Annotated in this window: 15 protein-coding genes and 1 tRNA gene; 6 read left to right on the forward strand and 10 right to left on the reverse strand. The window is 42.6% G+C overall.

What is annotated here, in order from left to right; all coding sequences use genetic code 11:
- Positions 1-62 precede the first annotated feature (62 nt).
- Together L1286_RS02015 and L1286_RS02020 are read left to right on the forward strand one after the other, a co-directional pair.
- Positions 63-2,582 carry a TonB-dependent receptor plug domain-containing protein gene (locus L1286_RS02015; protein ID WP_235405261.1) on the forward strand — a complete coding sequence of 840 codons (2,520 nt, stop codon included), beginning with the start codon at positions 63-65 and terminating at the stop codon, positions 2,580-2,582.
- Between the two features lie 345 nt (positions 2,583-2,927).
- Positions 2,928-3,119 (forward strand): hypothetical protein, encoded by a 192-nt coding sequence (locus tag L1286_RS02020; RefSeq protein ID WP_235405262.1) that lies wholly within the window; start codon positions 2,928-2,930, stop codon positions 3,117-3,119.
- 495 nt (positions 3,120-3,614) lie between these two features.
- Here the strand turns inward: L1286_RS02020 and L1286_RS02025 are convergent, their stop codons facing one another.
- The 9 genes from L1286_RS02025 to rlmE form a co-directional block, all read right to left on the reverse strand.
- Positions 3,615-5,591 carry a UvrD-helicase domain-containing protein gene (locus tag L1286_RS02025; RefSeq protein ID WP_235405263.1) on the reverse strand — a complete coding sequence of 659 codons (1,977 nt, stop codon included), beginning with the start codon at positions 5,589-5,591 and terminating at the stop codon, positions 3,615-3,617.
- Positions 5,592-5,742: 151 nt separating this feature from the next.
- On the reverse strand, positions 5,743-7,929 hold the full coding sequence (locus tag L1286_RS02030; protein ID WP_235405264.1) for a TonB-dependent receptor: 2,187 nt from the start codon (positions 7,927-7,929) through the stop codon (positions 5,743-5,745).
- Positions 7,930-8,348: 419 nt separating this feature from the next.
- Positions 8,349-8,434: transfer RNA gene (locus L1286_RS02035), tRNA-Leu, on the reverse strand.
- A gap of 7 nt (positions 8,435-8,441) precedes the next feature.
- The gene (secG, locus tag L1286_RS02040) at positions 8,442-8,780 is read right to left on the reverse strand and encodes a preprotein translocase subunit SecG (RefSeq protein WP_235405265.1); all 339 of its coding nucleotides are present in this window, start codon (positions 8,778-8,780) and stop codon (positions 8,442-8,444) included.
- 4 nt (positions 8,781-8,784) lie between these two features.
- Positions 8,785-9,528 (reverse strand): triose-phosphate isomerase, encoded by a 744-nt coding sequence (gene tpiA / locus L1286_RS02045; RefSeq protein ID WP_235405266.1) that lies wholly within the window; start codon positions 9,526-9,528, stop codon positions 8,785-8,787.
- 79 nt (positions 9,529-9,607) lie between these two features.
- Positions 9,608-10,948: a phosphoglucosamine mutase gene (glmM, locus tag L1286_RS02050; protein WP_235405267.1), complete on the reverse strand. Its 1,341-nt coding sequence runs from the start codon at positions 10,946-10,948 to the stop codon at positions 9,608-9,610.
- Complete coding sequence (gene folP / locus L1286_RS02055; protein ID WP_235405268.1) at positions 10,945-11,790, reverse strand: dihydropteroate synthase; 846 nt, start codon at positions 11,788-11,790, stop codon at positions 10,945-10,947. The genes glmM and folP overlap by 4 nt, the downstream gene beginning before the upstream one ends.
- 185 nt (positions 11,791-11,975) lie before the next feature.
- Positions 11,976-13,913, reverse strand: a complete 1,938-nt coding sequence (gene ftsH, locus L1286_RS02060) for an ATP-dependent zinc metalloprotease FtsH (protein ID WP_235405269.1) — start codon at positions 13,911-13,913, stop codon at positions 11,976-11,978.
- A 67-nt stretch (positions 13,914-13,980) separates the two neighbouring features.
- The gene (rlmE, locus tag L1286_RS02065; RefSeq protein WP_235405270.1) at positions 13,981-14,610 is read right to left on the reverse strand and encodes a 23S rRNA (uridine(2552)-2'-O)-methyltransferase RlmE; all 630 of its coding nucleotides are present in this window, start codon (positions 14,608-14,610) and stop codon (positions 13,981-13,983) included.
- Between the two features lie 83 nt (positions 14,611-14,693).
- On the opposite strand from rlmE, the gene yhbY reads away from it, so the two are divergent.
- Positions 14,694-14,990 (forward strand): ribosome assembly RNA-binding protein YhbY, encoded by a 297-nt coding sequence (yhbY, locus tag L1286_RS02070; RefSeq protein WP_235405271.1) that lies wholly within the window; start codon positions 14,694-14,696, stop codon positions 14,988-14,990.
- Positions 14,991-15,009: 19 nt separating this feature from the next.
- Here the strand turns inward: yhbY and L1286_RS02075 are convergent, their stop codons facing one another.
- Complete coding sequence (locus L1286_RS02075) at positions 15,010-16,164, reverse strand: serine hydrolase domain-containing protein (RefSeq protein WP_442961656.1); 1,155 nt, start codon at positions 16,162-16,164, stop codon at positions 15,010-15,012.
- 225 nt (positions 16,165-16,389) lie between these two features.
- Here L1286_RS02075 and L1286_RS02080 point away from each other — a divergent pair, with 225 nt between their 5' ends.
- The 3 genes from L1286_RS02080 (at position 16,390) to L1286_RS02090 (ending at position 19,444) form a co-directional block, all read left to right on the forward strand.
- A complete protein-coding gene (locus L1286_RS02080; RefSeq protein ID WP_235405273.1) occupies positions 16,390-17,193 on the forward strand; it encodes a hypothetical protein in 804 nt (267 codons plus the stop codon).
- Between the two features lie 144 nt (positions 17,194-17,337).
- Positions 17,338-18,045 carry a response regulator transcription factor gene (locus L1286_RS02085; protein WP_235405274.1) on the forward strand — a complete coding sequence of 236 codons (708 nt, stop codon included), beginning with the start codon at positions 17,338-17,340 and terminating at the stop codon, positions 18,043-18,045.
- Between the two features lie 85 nt (positions 18,046-18,130).
- Positions 18,131-19,444: a sensor histidine kinase gene (locus tag L1286_RS02090; RefSeq protein WP_235405275.1), complete on the forward strand. Its 1,314-nt coding sequence runs from the start codon at positions 18,131-18,133 to the stop codon at positions 19,442-19,444.
- Positions 19,445-19,489 lie beyond the last annotated feature (45 nt).

The raw sequence follows: 19,489 nt of genomic DNA on the forward strand, positions 1-19,489 counted from the left end.
ATTTAGTCTCAATCTAACCACTGACTAAACATCATTTTGAAATCAACTCGCTAGGATAAATAATGTTGAAACCGAACTTTGTGGCAGCATCAGTTAGCCTGATACTCGCCTCAACACCTGTATTTACACTTCAAGCTCAAGAATCAACAGACTCTGAACCAGAATTAAAGCCTGAGGTCATTGAAGTAACAGGTACAAGAAGAAGCCTGCGCAGTATTGCCGAAAGTACGGTGCCAGTAGACATTATCAGCCTTGACGAGATCAACAGCTCTGGTCAACTAGAGTTGAGCCAAGTTCTAACCACTTTGGTACCCAGCTTTAACTTTCCAAATTCACAACTTGCAGATGGAACAGATCATGCGCGTCCAGCTGTATTAAGAGGTTTGGCACCGGATCACACTTTGGTTCTAATCAACGGAAAACGCCGTCACTCCAGTGCTCTATTGAACCTCAATGGCACGGTTGGACGAGGCTCTTCAGCTGTTGATTTAAACATGATCCCGACAGCTGCCATTAAACGTATTGAAGTGCTTAGAGATGGCGCTGCGGCACAATATGGCTCTGATGCGATTGCTGGCGTCATTAACATCGTACTGAAAGACGCAGATGAAGGTGGCTCATTGAGTTTTACTTATGGTAAGTATGATACTCAAATGGCTGGTGCCAAGCAGCTTGCAGGCGTATCTCAAAATGACAGTGGCGAGCTTGCTTTTGAATTAGGCGAAGACCGCACCATCAGTGATGGTAATACCAGCACTATTAGTGGCAATATCGGTTTACCTCTTGGCGAGGCTGGTTTCATTCATCTTTCGGCAGAAACACGAAATAAAGCGCCTTCTAATCGCTCAGGCTTTGACCCACGAGAGCAATACGCGCGTGATGATAATGGCAACCTAGACCCGCGAGAATTTGATGCGCAGAGATATAATCACAGATTTGGTAAAGCCGACATCGAGGATTTCGCCTTTTTCTACAATGCTGGCTACGATTTAAACGAAGATACAACGCTTTATTCATTTGGTAGTTACTCTGAACGTGAAGGTAATTCTGGGGGCTTTTTCCGACGCCCAAAAGATGGCCGAAATCTGACCGCTATTTACCCTGATGGCTTCTTGCCACAAATCACAACAGAAGTAGAAGACTTTGCAGTTGCTATTGGTCTAACGACTCGAATTTCGGACTGGGACATTGATAATAGCGCAAACTTCGGCCGCAATGAGTTTAACTTCGGCGTGACAAATAGCTTGAATACGTCGATGGGCGTCGACAGCCCCACAGAGTTTGAAAATGGCGCACTAGTTTACGATCAACTCACATTCAATGTTGATGCCAAAAATAGTTTCGACTTTGGTTTATACGAAGAAGTCTATATTACTATCGGCGCTGAATACCGCCATGAGTCATACCAAATAAAGGCAGGAGAAGAAGCATCCTACTTGACCATGTTAGATGCACAAGGCGTCCCCATTGCAGCCGGTGGTGCACAAGTATTAGCAGGCTTTTCTCCCGCCAGTGCCGTTGACGAATCTCGCAATAACATCGCCGTATTTACCGAGTTTGATACATATATCAACTCAGATTGGAATATCGTGTTAGCAGCACGCCTTGAGGATTATAGTGACTTCGGTTCCACCCTCACTGGCAAATTTGCGAGCCGCTACACCGTGAACGATGAGCTCTCTTTTCGTGGCGCACTCAGCACAGGGTTTAGAGCACCGTCATTAGCACAGTCTTCCTATAAATCTATTGCAACCGTTTTTGAAAATGGCGTACCTAATGAAGTTGGCCTATTTCCAGTTGATACAGCCGCCGCTGAAGCGCTTGGTGCGCGTCCTCTAGAAGCTGAAGAATCGGTTAATATCACAGCAGGTTTCATTTATAACACGGGTGACTTTAGCCTTACGCTAGATGCTTATCGGATTGACATTGATGACCGCATCGTCATGTCTGAAAACCTAAGTGGCGATGCCGTAGAACACATTTTGGTGACAGCAGGAGAACACAATGTACAACGTGTTCGTTATTTTACAAACGCAATAGACTCTCGAACTCAAGGTGTAGATATCGTTGCTACCTACAACTTTGATCTAGAGTTATATGGCACTATAGCCCTCAGTGCCGCATTGAATATCAATGATACTGAAGTCACTCATGTAAAAGACAACCCGACTGAGCTCGCTGAGTTAGGTAACCAATACCAATATTTTGCGCGCCGTGAAATCGCCCGTTTTGAAGATGGTACACCTCAGGATAAATTAAACTTAGTTGCAACATGGCAGCATAAAGATTGGACCGTTATTTTAAAAGCAACGCGATATGGTGAAACGGCGGACTCATCAAGCTCGGTAGAAAAAGATGAGGTGCTTGATTCAAAATGGATTACAGATCTAGAAGTTGCCTATCATATTAATGATCAATGGCGTTTTGCTGCAGGTGCCAACAACTTATTTGACCAGTACCCACAGGATACCGTCGGTAATATAGGCTTTAGTAATTTCAACCAAATATTCCCATACTCCGCGTTTTCAGCTTACAACACTGACGGGCGCTTTGTGTATGGCAAAGTGTCGCTCAACTTTTAATTAATACTGCGCACGCCAGCATTCTATCAATGAAGCTGGCGTGTTCTCATTTTTGAATAACCAATACCTATCCCACCAATACATGTATTATTCAATCCGATATTTAACTTATTAATAAAACAACCTCCAGATATACCGATAACTTCTCTCAATTAAGCTCCTTATAGTAAAATAGCATATACATCGAGTTAAAATCCCTCTTGTTATTTGTTTAAAATTTATGCTATTAATAAATTAATAAGAATAAAATTCAAGATAAGACTCTTCGTCTTAACTTGTAGACAAGCGAAGGCAATGGCATTAAGTAGTGGTGAAGTTTGCCTATATTTAAATAGAAGGATATTTATGATGAACTTAAAACTAAGTAAAAAAAGCATTAAGAAATTAACCGCAGATAAAAACTCATTACCTGTTGAAGCTACACCAAGAGTGGGTGGTGCGGCAGTCAGCGAGATTGTTTGTAATTCAGATGGTATCTGCTGGACACAGCGTGGAAATGGCAATGCATGTGAAATTTATTCGCACGATTGCCACTAAATAGTAAGCAGCTTCAAGCCTTCTTTTAGAGGGCTTGATCAGCTAAAGGCTATAAACGTTTAAAACCATATTTTTAATAAGTTACATTTAAAATGCGTAAGCAAATTAATTAAATCGCGCCCCAATCATACCAACTCCCCCTTTTTAAAATACATTGAAAGAAAGATTAAGGATGGTATCGTAGGAGCTGTAGAGCCACCACCACGATACATCATGTTTAAAACAACTAGGTCGACTCTACAATAAGTATCCTTCCAACCATTTTTAATTATCACGCCATTTAAAAGCCCCAATCTAATGTATAGTCTAAGTTTCGAATAAAGTTATTTAAACTTAGAAAACACGAACAACGTATGTAAAGCTGAGGGAGTATTTAATTCTAAGACGACTATGAATTCATTTAGATAGAATTCAGGTAAATGCATATTCATAAATATTGCTGTATATAGGTGTTTAATACCTCGTGGGGTGCCAAATACGCTATCGCTTGTCTATTTACATAAGCTCTGCGATTTCAGTAATAAAACGGCTAGGCTGTTGAGGAGAAAGTATATATGTTTGCTTCTTCGCCCTCGTCAGAGCCACATAGAATAAACGCCGCTCTTCAGCATGGGGAAACGCCTCAAGTGGCGCTAAGAAGGCTTCAATGATGCTATCTGTGTTTTGATTGGATGGTACACTTGTATCTAGCCCAATGAGAATTGTGTAATCAGCTTCTTTGCCCTTTGCAGCATGAAATGTCATCGCACGAATAGTTAGACTGTTAAAACGCGAAGCCAGTTGGGTTAATTGTCCCTGGGGCGGCAACTGTTTGTGATAACGAGCCAAAATCATAACCGAGCTGTTTGATGGCGCGAACATTTCTAATTCTGATAGCTTCGTGTGTAATGCGTCATCTTGATTTTGAGCTTCTATCACTAATGAGGGAACATCAGAGACCACTTGCGCCCGAACCTGCTTAACAATTTGCTGCGGATTTTGACAGACAAAGTTACTGGCCAAATTTAACAGATCTTGAGGATAACGAAAGGTTTTATCTAACTGCATAACCGTAGATGGACCAAAATGCTGTGAGAAATGGGTGGTTAATGACAAATCGGCACCACTGAACCGATAGATGGACTGCCAATCATCTCCAACGGCAAATAAATGGCTCCGCCGATGCTGTGCTAAAATAGCCCTCACCAGCTCAGCCCTGGCAGGCGAGATATCTTGGAATTCATCCACTAAAATATGCACCCAACTACTTTCAAACTTGCTGTTTTTAACATACTTAGTTGCACAACTGATCATGTCCTCGTAATCTATCGCCTGCTCATTATTAAGATACAACTGATATTCACTCAGAACCGGCCTAAATACCGCCAAATAATGTTCAAACTCGGCTTCGACCTGTTGTAAGCTCCCCAAGCTACGCGATTGCTTAAACATGCCTATCAATTCGCTAAATTGTTTGACCAACCGAGACATATTGGGCGAAGAAAAATCAATATCAGCACTGTCTTTATCTGCTTTAAAGTTACGCTTTAGAAGATCTAATAAATTGCGATTAAACGTCCTGTCTTGGCACAAAGACTGAAGCGTCTCGAGGATAAATTGGCGCCTTTGGCGTTCATCGTTGCTCAATTGAGACAGTTTAGGTGTCTTCCCTTCTACAACAGTCAAAATATGAATACCAAGACTATGAAAGGTCCTGCATTCAACTGATAGATTTGCCTGTCGCAACCTTGATTGCATTTCGTTGGCAGCCTCTTTGCCATAGGCCAACATCAATATTTGCGATGCTTCTGCAATTCCAGCGGCGCTCAAGTACCCTGCTTTTGCAATCATTACACTGGTCTTACCGGTCCCGGCTCCAGCCAGCAGCAACTGCCTTTCATCCACAACAACGCATGCACGTCGCTGTGCAACGGTAAGCGGTTGACCTGCAACACCGTCAAAAAAAGTTTCATAGTCGAGCAGCTGTTTCGCAATGAAGGCCTCACGAAAGTCTTCAATATCTTGAGGCTGCCACGTATGCACCTCTTCGAGGGTATAGCGAGATTGCGCTAAGTAAGCTTCCAGCCGTTGATCTAAAGGCCAAGTTAACCAATGGCCCGCCAGTTCCTGAGCCATACCCTTTGCCGTTTTTAATAAAGCATGAGATAAATAGCGCCGTTCTAACAGTGACTCTAACTTAGCGATACTGTTTCTGAGTTTGGTGATATGGGCATTGAGCCAAAGTTTTTGCAACTCAAATTGCGCGATCGCTCGATCGCCTTGCCTTATACGCACCTTAATCCGGCCCTCTGGCATCCATATTTGCAATTTAGGTGTGATTTTACCCTCCAGGATACGAGGAGGCTGCAACTGCATTTGCCACGTATATAGTTTCTTTCCATGTTTCCCCTCAATGACAATTCCCTTCGTCGAGATAGTCATTGCGGTTATCCCATCGGTGATCCTAGATAGGGTGTGAACTATAAACTGCATGCAAATTTCATATTAATCTTGATGTTACGAAGAGTTTAGGGGAATCTTTGTCACCTGTCATGCGCTATCCAGAGAGTTCTTTAATTTATCTCTCCGATCGCGAAAATTCTGACCACAAAAAAGGCCGGTAATCACCGGCCTATTTAGCGACTTAGTCTAACCAGAAGTCTTTTCTGAACTTAATACCAAACTCGCTTCTGTCGTTACTGCGCATGACACCAACGAAACCAGATTGCTGCAAACGGCCCACATCATAAACTTCGTTAAAGATATTTTCGCCATATAGCGTAACTTCTGTATCACCTTCACTGTTTGTGTATGAGATGTTGAACCCAAACAGCTCACGAGATTCAATGAACTCGTTAGGGTTATTCACTGATTGACCTTGCATGTCAGAGCGGTACGAGTAACTTGCATTGACAGCAACTGTCGCGCCAGACGCCATATCAATAAAGTAAGATGGTGCAACCATAACAGTCCAACGAGGTGTTAATGCAGGCGCATTTCCTACTGTAATACCTTGTACGCCTTCATCAACATGAGTAATTTCTGAGTCTAAGTAACCCACTGAGCTACGGATACTGAAATCATCCGTGACCGCAACAGTCGTTTCCAGTTCAATACCTTGTGCTCGAGACTCACCGGCGTTTTCGATGTAAGTATTAAAACCATTTGAAGGATCGTTAAATGGTAATGCTAAGTCGGTGTAGTCTGTGACAAACAATGCCAACATCATGGACACTCTGTCATGTACCTGACCTTTGAAACCGACTTCGTAATTTAATGCTTTGGTTTCATCAAACGAAACAAATGCGTCCGCACCACCGAAAGGACGAGGTGGGAAACCACCACTTTGATACCCTTTTTGGATTTGTGCATAGACGTTCATATCAGCGTTTAATTGGTATGCAGCGTTGACATCCCAAGTCACCTCATCAAATTCTGCCTTAGCGCCCTTTGTAAAGTACCCAAAATCAGCGAATGCATCTTTCTTATCTTCTGAGTAACGTAAACCACCACCCAAACTTAGCTTTTCAGTAATATCAAAGCTCGCGTTAAAATAGGCCGCATATGAATCCGTTTCTTGGTCGATACGAAATCTACCAGTGTTCTCAGGCGTGCTGAATGGACTGAAGACATAAGGTTTAGATTCGGTGAATCCATCTTCATTGAAGTAGTAAAGACCTGATACAAAGTCCCAAGAGTCAAATGTACCATTTAACTGGAATTCTACAGATACCTGATCTGCCCCACCTTCTTCTGGGAATTCAGATAAATGCAAAGGTGAAGCATCGTCATCTAGTCCACCAGTGTAATCTGAACCACGCTTGCTGGTGATGAATTTAGCGGTATAAGTATCATTAATCTGCCAATCAGCGATGATTGATGCACCCCACCCAGAATAATCAGTGCTCTCAATGCCTGCTACCGTCGTACCTAGATCATCAGGATTTTTAGGTAGTAAGCTTTCATTTAACAGAGGAAAGTCACCATTATTTGGGTCATTTGGATCTAAACCACCTGTTAACTCAATCGTATAAGGAGATTGTCCTGACTCATTATCCACGGCATCAACGGCAACATTCAGACTGAAATCGCTGTTTGGCTGCCATTTAATCGCAAAGCGGCCACTCATTTCTTGCTCTTCACCGATTTCTTTTTCTGGTGCTTCAAGATTGATCGCATGCCCTACCCCCTCACGCTCCTTATAAGAAGCGTTCGCTGTAAAGCTCCATTCATCGCTAATTGTTTGGTTAGTGTAAATATCAGCCCCAACTCGGCCACGAGAGCCTACTTTTGACTCAACGCGAACAATATCTTCGGCGCCAGGCTTTTTGGTAATGATATTGACTGCACCACCTAACGTATTACGGCCGTATAGCGTCCCTTGTGGCCCACGTAACACCTCAACACGTTCAATGTTTGGCAAGGATAAATTAGAGCCCATTTGGCGCCCAAGGTATACGCCATCAACATATACACCCACACCAGGGTCAGTCGTAATAATATGATCTTGTAAGCCAATACCACGAATGAACACCGAGGCATGCGCTGCATTACCCACGCCATATCGAGTAATATTTAAGTTTGGAACAAATTTACCTATGTCATCTAAGTTGCTCATGTTGCCTTTTTCAATGGCATCAGCACCAATAGATGTGATCGCTGTTGGTGTTTCGAACAGACTCTCAGTACGTTTACGAGCCGTCACTTCGATTTTTTCAAAAGTGTTCTTTTTTGCTTGTGCTTCATCAGCTGCAAAGGAAGGGAAGCTTACTGCCGACAAAATAGCAGCACTTAGTGCAGATAGACCAACGCGTGGTAAAACTGTTCTCATATTTTCTCCAAAGGAATCGCCGTGTGTAAATTCAACCTGAGGAAGGTTGAAACTTATGCCTTGCTAAAACAGGCATAAAAAAAGATGCGCATTACGCATCTCTTTCCTCTGGAAGGCCATTATAGATATTTCGCATATGAATTGAAATAAAAATTTCATAAATATTTTCATACACAAATTTATTACTCAATTAATACCTAAAGAACACATTAAAATCACAAAATACTCCCTGAACAGAGATAAAAAACCAAAATCCTTGGCTATTTAGATAATCTAGCGCATTGTGAAAGTAAACAAAAATATACTGCTTTAGCAGCGGTTGGCTCAGTCAAAGAAGAGGCTATCAAGATGAGTAATCATATCCCTTATTGGGAAATAAAAAACCCGATGAATTTTAAAATTCATCGGGCTTTCTTATTTGGTGCGAATGGGGGGACTTGAACCCCCACGAGCATAGCTCACCACCCCCTCAAGATGGCGTGTCTACCAATTCCACCACATTCGCAAATTTGTTAGTTTGGTACGTCAGAATTCTCTTCTGTAGCAGGCACATCAGTTCCAGCTGGTACTGTCGTCGCCGCTGGCGCTTCTAGATTTTCCCACTGATCTGTTTGTTTAATTTGACCCGCTGTTAGGTTACCTAACGCAATACTTAGCACGAAAAATACCGTTGCTAGTACTGTTGTAGTTTTAGTCATAAAGTTGCCAGCACCTGATGAACCGAAAACCGTTGCAGACGCACCTGCACCGAAAGACGATCCCATATCGGCACCTTTACCTTGTTGGATTAGGATCATACCGATCAATGCTAATGCAACAACTAAATAGACAACCAAAAGAATCTCGTACATTTACTTATCCTTTTGCACTCTCACAGATAATCTTAAAGGCTTCTGGCTTTAGGCTTGCTCCGCCGATTAAACCACCATCTATATCTGCTTGTGCGAACAATAATTCACTATTACTTTCATTCACGCTGCCACCATACAAGATTTGCAGCGATTCAGAGATTTGAACATCGTAACTTGAAACCAAATCTCTTATAAACTTGTGTACTGCTTGTGCTTGCTCAGGAGAGGCTGTTTTACCAGTTCCTATAGCCCAAACAGGCTCGTATGCTATCACAGACTCACTAAGTGATGCTACACCTAATTTGTCGATTACAGCTTTTAATTGAGCTGAAACAACATTCTCAGTTTGACCATGCTCTCGTTCTGATTCTGTTTCGCCTACACATAAGATAGGGATCAACTTATCAAGTTGGGCTTGCTCAAACTTACCGGCGACATCTTCATTAGACTCACCATAAATACTTCTTCTTTCAGAGTGACCTACAAGTGTATAAGTCGCGCCTAATGCCTTTACTAGTGAAGCCTGAACTTCTCCAGTATACGCGCCAAGCGGATGCTCTGAAACAGTCTGCACACCAGCGGTTACGCCAGAAGCAACCACGTTGCTTAAAAGTGCAGTCGGCGGAATAACAACTACTTCAACATCGTTATTGTCGATGTGATTAACTGCCTTGGCAATATTCTGAACTAGCTCTAATGAACCGTTCATTTTCCAGTTGCCAGCGACCATTGGCTTTCTACTAAACATTCGATACTCCGCGTTAGAAAGCGGACGAGATACTAACGTCCCTCGTCCAAAGTTACAAGAAAAAATTTAATTTTTTGGTTTAATTGCTCACTGATTCAACAACTTCAGCAATTTTTTGCGAAAAATCCATGACCTGCTTTTCTTGTTCCGCCTCTACCATGACGCGCACAACAGGTTCGGTGCCAGATTTACGTAATAATACGCGACCTTTGCCATCCAGTTCTTCTTCAACTTGTTTGACCATCGCCTGAACAGATTCATGCGCAACCGGATCAGTGCCTTTCGCGTATCGAACATTGATCATATTCATTGGGTACTTGGTAAAACCTGCCCCAAGATCTTTCAGTGTTTTATTTTGAGCAACCATCGCAGCTAAAACCTGTAGACTAGAGATGATGCCATCACCCGTTGCGATCAGGTCTAGGTTCAGTACATGGCCAGAGCTTTCTCCACCAATATTCCAACCCTCTTGAGTTAATAGCTCGAGTACGTAGCGGTCACCCACTTTACTTCTTAGAAATGGAATGTCTTGCGCTTTGAGTGCGTTCTCTAAACCCATATTCGACATAACGGTACCGACGACACCACCTTTCAAAGAACCATTAAATTTCGCTTGTAATGCGGCGATGTATACGATGTCATCTCCATCGAACACACGTCCATTGTGGTCAACCATCATCACACGGTCACCATCGCCATCGTAGGCAATGCCCACATCTGCTTTGTGTTCAAGCACCTGGCGCTTTAATGCATCGACATGTGTTGCACCACACGCTGCGTTAATGTTCATACCGTCAGGTTCACACGCTGTTGCAATAACTTCTGCACCAAGTTCCTGCATAACTGAAGGTGCGATGTGATACGTCGCCCCGTTTGCGCAATCAAGTACAATTTTAATTCCCTCTAAAGAAAGGTCTTTAGGGAATTGACTCTTACAAAACTCAATATAGCGACCACTCGCACTGTCTAACCTGCGCGCTTTACCCAAATGCTCAGACGGCACACAGGTCATTGGTTCATCGAGCATAGCCTCGATTTCCAACTCAACACTGTCCGCCAACTTTTTACCATTACCAGCAAAGAATTTAATGCCGTTATCATGATAAGGGTTGTGTGATGCACTGATCACAATTCCAGCTTCAGCTCTGAATGTTTGAGTAAGGTATGCAACTGCAGGGGTTGGCATTGGGCCAAGTAAAACGACGTCAATGCCCGCTGCAATTAAACCAGCCTCGAGAGACGTTTCAAGCAGGTACCCTGAAATACGGGTATCCTTGCCGATAATCACTTTTTTGGTGCCAGATTTAGATAAGACTTTACCAGCCGCCCAACCTAACTTTAAGGCAAATTCAGGCGTAATAGGAAACTCTCCCACGAGTCCTCTCACACCATCTGTTCCAAAATACTTTCTTGTTGTCATTTAGTTACTCCATGGTTTGCTGCAGACCAAACCTGCAACACATCATTGGTTTCTCTTACATCATGAACGCGTATGATATGCGCACCTTTTTGCGCGCATAACAGCGCACCGGCTAAGCTTGCTGCCAAACGTTCACTTGTATCCCGATTTAATAAGTTTCCAAACATCGATTTACGTGACAACCCTGCGAGCAAAGGCAGGTCTAGTTCACTAAATTGATTAAATTTTCCGAGCAATTCAAAGTTGTGGGGTAGTGACTTACCAAAACCAAAACCCGGATCTAGGATAAGTCGAGAACGATTAATACCAGCACTGTGACATGCTTTAATTCTCGCCTCAAAAAACGTTTTTATATCATTTATTAAATGATCATACTGAGGGTCTAGCTGCATAGTCCTGGGTTGACCTTGCATATGCATTAAACATACAGGCACATCTGGAAACTGTGCCGCGACATCCAAACATCCATCTTCTTGTAGCGCCCGAACATCATTAATGATGTCAGCACCCGCTAAGATAGCTTGTTTCATTACCTCAGACTTACTTGTATCTATTGATATAACACAGTCAGATTTGGCTCTAATTGCCTCTATAAGGGGGACTACCCTATCAAGCTCTTCTGTAAGAGAAACATCTGCTGCGCCAGGACGCGTAGATTCACCACCGATGTCAAGTATACTCGCACCTTGCTCCAAAAGCGTTAAAGCCTGATTGACAGCGCTATCATTTTTATAGAACTTACCACCATCAGAAAATGAATCTGGAGTTGCATTAACGATACCCATGACTTGTGGGCTTTGGAGATCAAGAATTCGACCTCGAGGTAAAGAGAGTTGAAACATAATTCGCCTTCCTGTTAATTGTATCTAAGCATAATTTAAATACCCCTACCAGTTTATTGACCAAAATCACTCACATAGAGTGCATATTAAGTGGTTATAGATACAAAGTATGATAAAAGATACAAAAAGGCCTCGAAGGTTTACCTTTCGAGGCCTATATTCCTGCGTAGACATTTTACCTTTTATTAAGGCTTGTCATCAACCTCTGTGTTGCTTGGTGGCGGCACATCCGAGCTGTTTTCGTCGCTCGCAGTCACCGATGCTCCACCATTTAAACCATTGTCTTTGTCAGACTTACGGTCATGAGCATCTCTTGGTGGACGCACTTCTTTGCGCTCCATAAGGTCATCAATTTGTCCTGCATCAATCGTTTCATATTTCATTAATGCATCTTTCATCGCGTGAAGAATATCCATATTATCTTTCAAAATTTGTTCAGCGCGATCATAGTTACGCGTTACAAATGACTTGATTTCTTCATCAATGAGTTTCGCTGTTTCTCCTGAAACACCAGACATTCTAGAGCCGCTGCCACCCATGTACATTTCACCTTGCTCTTCCATGTACATTTGTGGACCAAGCACTGGACTTAAGCCCCACTGCGTTACCATCTTACGTGCTATGTCAGTCGCTCGCTCAATGTCATTACTTGCGCCTGTCGTGACTTTTTCATCACCGTAAATAATGGCTTCCGCAATTCGACCACCATATAAGCTTGATAGCATAGATTCCAAGTGCTCTTTTGAGTGACTTACACGGTCTTGCTCTGGTAAGTACATTGTTACACCCAGCGCTCTACCTCGCGGAATGATTGACACCTTATACACTGGATCATGCTCTGGTACCAAACGGCCCACAATCGCGTGCCCAGCTTCGTGATAAGCAGTCATCTCTTTTTCTTTCTCAGACATAACCATTGATTTGCGTTCTGCGCCCATCATGATTTTGTCTTTTGCGGCATCAAACTCTGCCATGCTTACTTTACGCTTGTTACCACGGGCAGCAAATAGGGCAGCTTCGTTTACCAAGTTAGCTAAGTCTGCACCAGAAAACCCAGGCGTACCACGCGCAATTAGTGACGCTTCGACGTTCGAATCTAGCGGTACCTTGCGCATGTGAACATTCAGAATTTGCTCTCGACCTCGGACATCAGGTAATCCAACAACCACTTGACGATCAAAACGACCAGGTCTCAATAGCGCAGGGTCTAATACGTCAGGGCGGTTTGTTGCCGCGATAACGATAATCCCCTCGTTGCCTTCGAAACCGTCCATTTCTACTAGCATCTGGTTAAGCGTTTGCTCACGTTCATCATGACCGCCACCCATGCCAGCGCCACGTTTCCGACCAACGGCATCAATTTCGTCGATGAAGATAATGCACGGTGCTGCTTTTTTAGCTTGTTCGAACATGTCTCTTACACGAGAAGCACCTACACCCACAAACATCTCAACAAAATCAGAACCTGAAATCGTAAAGAATGGAACTTTTGCTTCACCCGCAACAGCCTTCGCAAGTAAAGTTTTACCTGTACCAGGAGGGCCCACCATTAACACACCTTTAGGAATGTTGCCGCCTAATTTTTGGAATTTTGATGGGTCTCTAAGGAAATCAACAAGTTCAGTTACATCTTCTTTTGCTTCATCACAGCCTGCAACATCTGCAAAAGTTGTTTTAACTTGATCTTCGCTCATTAGGCGCGCTTTGCTCTTACCAAACGACATCGCACCTTTACCGCCACCGCCTTGCATTTGACGCATGAAGAATATCCAAACACCAATAAGCAGTAGCATTGGGAACCAAGAGATGAAAACGTTCGCTAAAAATGATTGTTCTTCAGGTGCAACACCTTTCACGTTAACGTCATTTTTGAGTAAATCGTTTATGAGATCTTCATCATACAACGGCATGATTGTTTGAAAACGCTCTCCATTGTTCTTAATCCCTGAAATAGTACCAGCCGCGCGGTCAATATTTGCTTCTCTGACCACGCCACTACGGACTTCTTTTACAAACTGTGTGTAACTTGTTTGACGATCAGATTGCTCGCCACCATTGAAACTCTGAAACACTGTCATAAGCACTACTGCTATAACAAGCCAGAGAATTAAGTTCTTCGCCATATCGCTCAAGGGGTTAACCTCTTGTATCCAATTTATTTAAAATCATCTTAAATGCACCTCAACTGTACTACAGTTTGTATCCTGTCGCCACTATATATACTTCTCGTGATCTAGGTCGAGACGCTTTTGGTTTACGGATCTTTACAACTTTAAAGGCATTACGTACTTCCTGTACAAATTGATCAAAGCCTTCACCCTGAAACACCTTCACCGCAAACGCACCATTTGGTTTTAATACTTGATGGCACATGTCCAAAGCCAATTCGACCAAATACATACTACCAGCCTGATCTATGACATTGTTGCCACTCATATTAGGCGCCATGTCAGAGAATACCACGTCGATGTTTTTACCACCAATCCTGTCTAATAATGCATGGAGCACACTTTCTTCTCGAAAATCGCCTTGTAAAAAAGCAACCCCAGGCAATGAGTCCATTGGCAAAATATCACATGCAATGACCTCACCTCTGTCCGTCACTTGTTCAGCTAAGTACTGAGACCAACTTCCAGGTGCTGCACCTAAGTCGACAACATGCATACCAGGCCTGATAAGTTTATCTCTTTGCTGTATTTCCTCTAGTTTAAACACGGCACGTGAACGATACCCCCTTTTTTGGGCCTCATGTACAAACGGATCGTCTACATGCTCTTTTAACCAGCGCTTTGAGCTCGCTGAGTGCTTTTTATTTGCCATATTCACTGCAACTCATTAGTAATCTTCTTTAGATGGCGTTAGAATGTCGAGAATTCAAGCCTTAATTAGTAAATTGTACCAATATGACATTATCAAATAAACAGAAGCAACACCTGAAAGGGTTAGCACATGCCCTTAAACCAGTCGTTTTACTCGGTGGAAATGGCCTAACAGAGGGTGTGTTGCTAGAAATTGAACAATGTTTAGAAATACATGAATTGATCAAAGTTAAAGTGCCAACAAATGATCGTGAAACAAAACAGCTGATTTTTGATGCTATCGTCCGTGAAACTGGTGCACACAAAGTTCAGTCGATAGGCCATATCGTTGTACTTTATCGCCAAAGCGAAGACAAAAAAATTATTTTGCCTCGCAACTAATTTTTATGCAGTTGAACCGCTATTGCGGTTCAACATCTCGTGCGATATCTATCGCTTCCTTTAAAAAGTCAGTCGTCAACTGATTGATCAAACCACTTTCTGCATTCAGTAACAAACTAAACCCAATACCCAGTGAAGGGATGACAGCGACGTCCGTACGATAACCTTGCACCCACCCACTGTGGTAGTACACAGTCTCTCCTTCAAAACTATAAATTCGCCAACCGAGCCCATAATGTGCTTGGTCAACATATTTTTTCCAAACTCGTCTACGCAGCTCACGTTTAGTCAACGTAAACGGCCTTGATTGAATAGTAAGTGCATCAAGAGATAAAACACTCGGGTATAAGCCAAGCTGCGCTTTTAACCAAATCACCATGTCCTCTGCACTGGCATTTACACCCGCCGCGGGCGCAACTTTATAATAATGCTTTTTGAGCTTTGCAGTGTGCCAATATTTGCGTCCCTTTACATGTGGAAGCGCAAAATTGTCGTCTTTGGTCATATGCTCATAGCCCAGCCCTGCCTCTTTCATTCCCAACGGCTTAAAAATAAACTCATTTAACCAAGTATCATAACTCAGTCCAGTCGCCTGATTTATGACATTTCCAATGAGGCTGAACATCACGTTTTGATAGCCATAGCAAATACCGGGTCGACAAAGACGGTTAACTTTCAACAGCCTTGGATATATATTGTCGTACGCCATTCTGGACTCAATTAAATTGTCATAGGCATTTGGAACTAGGCCACTAGAATGGCTCAGCAGATGGTATACTCGCAATGGTGCATATTGACTCTCTCGAAAGATTGGTAAGTAATCTGCAACATATTTGTCGAGATCTACTTTTTCATCTGCGGCAAGTTTGGCGGTGAGAGAGCCTGCAAATGTTTTAGAAACCGATGCCAAGCGAAAGCGGGTTTGGCCATTGACAGGACGTCCCTTTTTAACTTTTGTTTTGCCATATCCCTTTGCAATATCACCATATTTTACATGGGTGATACTCAAAGCCGCGCCGGGAATCGATTTTTCTTTTAGTTTTTGTCGGACTTGCTTAGAATAGTCGCTTACAAAATGCTCCCATGCTTTTGCTTTTTTAAGTTCATCTCCCTTGGCCGATATGGCAAAGGTTAGCATTAGTAAGCATTTTGAAAAAATAAATAGTGACTTCATAATGACTCAGTTCATTAACACGCGATGTTATGATATCACGAAGTAAGTTGCTGGCTCACGACATACGTTAAATTTAAACAAGAATCTTTATTGATCGGTCCTTACAGTGTAAAGCGCGTTACAAACTTGAACAATTTTTAGCTGTCGATAAACATGAGTAACCATGTAAAATTTAGTGCAAAATCCACATAATATGATGAAAAATAGTAATTTGAGGTGTTTATAATGCGAGGAATCCTTAGCTGTTTTGCTGTGATAGGCTTAACTGGATGTGCCATGACTCAACCGCTTGCGCCAAAGTTGACAGTTCCTCCTAAACCACTATTACAGAAATCAATATATCAAATAAGCTACACAGCAGAACTTGAGTCTGCGCGTATTAAATCGGTCCAGCTTCCTGCACACACCGTGAAAAAGCAAGACACCGTATTTATTGATGCAACCAAGGTAACACTAACCGAACAATTGCGCTCTGCACTTGTAAAAATGCTCAATAAGAAAGGCTTGCAAGTCGACATGCAACAAAATACAGATTACCGATTAGTGATTCAGCAAATGGATCTCTCGTTTGATAGAGACAAAGTTTATGTCCTTAATAAGCCCAGTACTGATCACCCCTATATTGCAAAAATTTCGCAAACCATCCCCAGCAAACAGTGCAGTAATATCACCGCATCTTTGAGCATGCGTCTCACCCACAACGACTCAGCGGATGTAGTGTGGTTTGCAAAATCGTCGGTTGATAGTGCAGGTTTTCAAGGGATCCCCCTGCAATACTCGTTTACCGAGACACAAAAAGTGGTTAATGAGCAAGAGGTGGTTTCATTTATCGAGCAACAGAATTTAGAAGAAGCCCGTCAACAGAGGCATGGTTCGCCAGTTGAGATCCCTTCATATATCGTTCAACCAGATATTACACCACTCATTAAGGTAGCAGGTGCGTGCAGCAAAGATGAAGTCAGCGAACTCACACCAAAAATGATGCTAACATTAACGCGAAACCTAATCGATAAGTTAAATGTTCAATAGCAAACAAACTCATACACTTAATTACACAATTATCCCTTTAAGCAATTATAATTGTGAGATGTTTTAAAATTAGTATGGCTTTGAACAAATACGAGTATCATCGTCCATAGTGATACTATTTGAGTATGTTAAAGGAGAATTTTCATGGAGCAGTACGGTACGATATTACTCGTTGAAGATGATGAATCACTTGCACAGTGGGTTGCGGATTATCTCAATAACCAAGGTTACACGACGCACTGCTGTCATCGCGGCGATGAAGTCGTGTCTATGGTAAAACAACATAATCCTGACTTGGTACTGTTGGATATTATGTTGCCAGGGCAAGATGGTATTAGCGTATGTAGAGAACTTCGTCAGTTCTACAACAAGCCCATTATTATGCTAACAGCCAAAGATGAGGAAATGGACGAAGTTATCGGTTTAGAAGTGGGGGCAAGTGATTATGTCATTAAACCCGTTCGACCAAGAGCGCTGCTAGCAAGAATCAAGGCAAATGCCCGAGCAGCGCAAGACTCGAACCCTCAAAATGACGCGAGCAGTACTGTCTTGACAGTTGGAAACTTGAAAATTGATACTCAAGCTCGAAAAGTACTAGTTGCAGGACACGAGATTTCTATTTCCAGTGCAGAGTACCTGCTGCTTCATTTTCTTGCATCAAATGCTGGTAACGTTGTATCGAGAGATGCCGTATTTAAAGCCACCAAAGGGAGAGAGTATGACGGTCTAGACCGCAGTGTGGACGTTTTAATCTCGGCACTGCGCAAAAAGTTTGATGACGACCCGCAAAATCCTGAAAAGATAAAAACGATATGGGGTAAGGGGTATTTACTAGTCCCAACGGCTTGGTAATACTGGCTCAGTTGCGCAATCATTGAGACCGGCCAAAAAACGCCTGCTCTTGAAGCTATTATGTTGTTCTATATAGAGTGAATGTGTGAGAAAACTATATTTATCTTTGCTTACCGGTGTGATCATTTCCATCATCGTACTTGGGTGGCTAATAGACACGCTGAACGAACAAACCTCTCCAGATGATGATAGCTTCTTTTGGCAAGCAAAATTACTTGTTGGCATCGCAAATCAGGCCAGTTCAACGCCAGTTAACGAACGTCTCGCGTTTGTCAAAAAAGCAGGGGAAGATTTCGCACTCACAATATCTTACCACTCTGGCGCCTCATTGGCGTTACCTTCAGAAGTCACAGAACAAATGTACCGACCTCAAGGCTTGCTGATTGACTCAGACGAGGGGTACTTCTATCTGCTCAAGTCAACACCACAACTCAAGCCTGACTATATTGAGCTGCAATTAGAAAAGCCGCCTGAGCGAAATAGTTACGATGTTTTGCTAACCCTTGCATTTTATTCTGGCGTATGCGCACTTATGTGGTTTGTTTTGGCTCCCTTAGCAAAACGCCTCTCCGTTTTGACACATGCAGCCAAACAATTCGCCAGCGGTGACCTCAATACCCGAATAGAAGTAAATCACTTTACTTATATCAAAGATGTTGAACTCACTTTTAATCGAATGGCAAACCAAATCGAAAAGCTGTTGGCTGAAAACAAGCTGATGGCCTCCAGTCTTTCGCATGACATTCGTACCCCCGTTGCGTGTTTACGATTTGGCTTTGATGCAGCTATGGAAGAAGATGACATACACGAGGTGCATCAATTACTGCAGCGAATGGAAAAAGATTTAGACCAGATGGAGGATATGCTTTCTAGCTATCTGTCATTTGCAACGCTAGAACAAAAGTCACATCTATTAAAGTTTGAGCCGATTAAGCTCAACGGATATATTGCAGATGTGGTGACTCAAATGCACCCTAAAATGTCTAAAAAAGGCATAACGGCAAATATCTCTATAGACCCTGATCTGCGCATCGAAGCTGACTTGCATTGGCTAGCACGTGCAATATCAAATCTACTAAGCAACGCGTGTGATTTCGCCAACATGCAGTTATTTGTCAGTGCCAAGCAGCATGAACATGAAATTGAAATAAATGTAGAGGATGATGGCCCAGGAATCGAACAGGAAAACTGGCGTAAGGTGTTTAATCCATTTTTCCAGGAGCAAGGACATCGTAATCGAGCGGGAAAAAGCTATGGTTTAGGGCTAGCCATCGTTGCCAAAGTGGTAGACTGGCATCACGGTAAAGCTGCAGTTAGCCGCTCAGAGTTGCTTGGCGGTGCAAAATTCACTTTAATCTTACCATGTAAAGCTGTGTCTCAAAACGTACAGGACACCTGACACCAATTCATAAAAACACGAAAAAACACCTATTTTTCAAAACTT

Source organism: Pseudoalteromonas sp. SMS1, assembly GCF_021530565.1.
Classification (GTDB): Bacteria; Pseudomonadota; Gammaproteobacteria; order Enterobacterales; family Alteromonadaceae; genus Pseudoalteromonas.

Coding starts and splice junctions, on each gene's coding strand:
- ftsH (WP_235405269.1), bottom strand. CDS start 13,913: ATGGCGAAGAACTTAATTCTCTGGCTTGTTATAGCAGTAGTGCTTATG.
- L1286_RS02075 (WP_442961656.1), bottom strand. CDS start 16,164: ATGAAGTCACTATTTATTTTTTCAAAATGCTTACTAATGCTAACCTTT.
- glmM (WP_235405267.1), bottom strand. CDS start 10,948: ATGACAACAAGAAAGTATTTTGGAACAGATGGTGTGAGAGGACTCGTG.
- L1286_RS02020 (WP_235405262.1), top strand. CDS start 2,928: ATGATGAACTTAAAACTAAGTAAAAAAAGCATTAAGAAATTAACCGCA.
- L1286_RS02085 (WP_235405274.1), top strand. CDS start 17,338: ATGGAGCAGTACGGTACGATATTACTCGTTGAAGATGATGAATCACTT.
- L1286_RS02025 (WP_235405263.1), bottom strand. CDS start 5,591: ATGCAGTTTATAGTTCACACCCTATCTAGGATCACCGATGGGATAACC.
- rlmE (WP_235405270.1), bottom strand. CDS start 14,610: ATGGCAAATAAAAAGCACTCAGCGAGCTCAAAGCGCTGGTTAAAAGAG.
- L1286_RS02030 (WP_235405264.1), bottom strand. CDS start 7,929: ATGAGAACAGTTTTACCACGCGTTGGTCTATCTGCACTAAGTGCTGCT.
- tpiA (WP_235405266.1), bottom strand. CDS start 9,528: ATGTTTAGTAGAAAGCCAATGGTCGCTGGCAACTGGAAAATGAACGGT.
- secG (WP_235405265.1), bottom strand. CDS start 8,780: ATGTACGAGATTCTTTTGGTTGTCTATTTAGTTGTTGCATTAGCATTG.
- L1286_RS02080 (WP_235405273.1), top strand. CDS start 16,390: ATGCGAGGAATCCTTAGCTGTTTTGCTGTGATAGGCTTAACTGGATGT.
- folP (WP_235405268.1), bottom strand. CDS start 11,790: ATGTTTCAACTCTCTTTACCTCGAGGTCGAATTCTTGATCTCCAAAGC.
- yhbY (WP_235405271.1), top strand. CDS start 14,694: ATGACATTATCAAATAAACAGAAGCAACACCTGAAAGGGTTAGCACAT.
- L1286_RS02015 (WP_235405261.1), top strand. CDS start 63: ATGTTGAAACCGAACTTTGTGGCAGCATCAGTTAGCCTGATACTCGCC.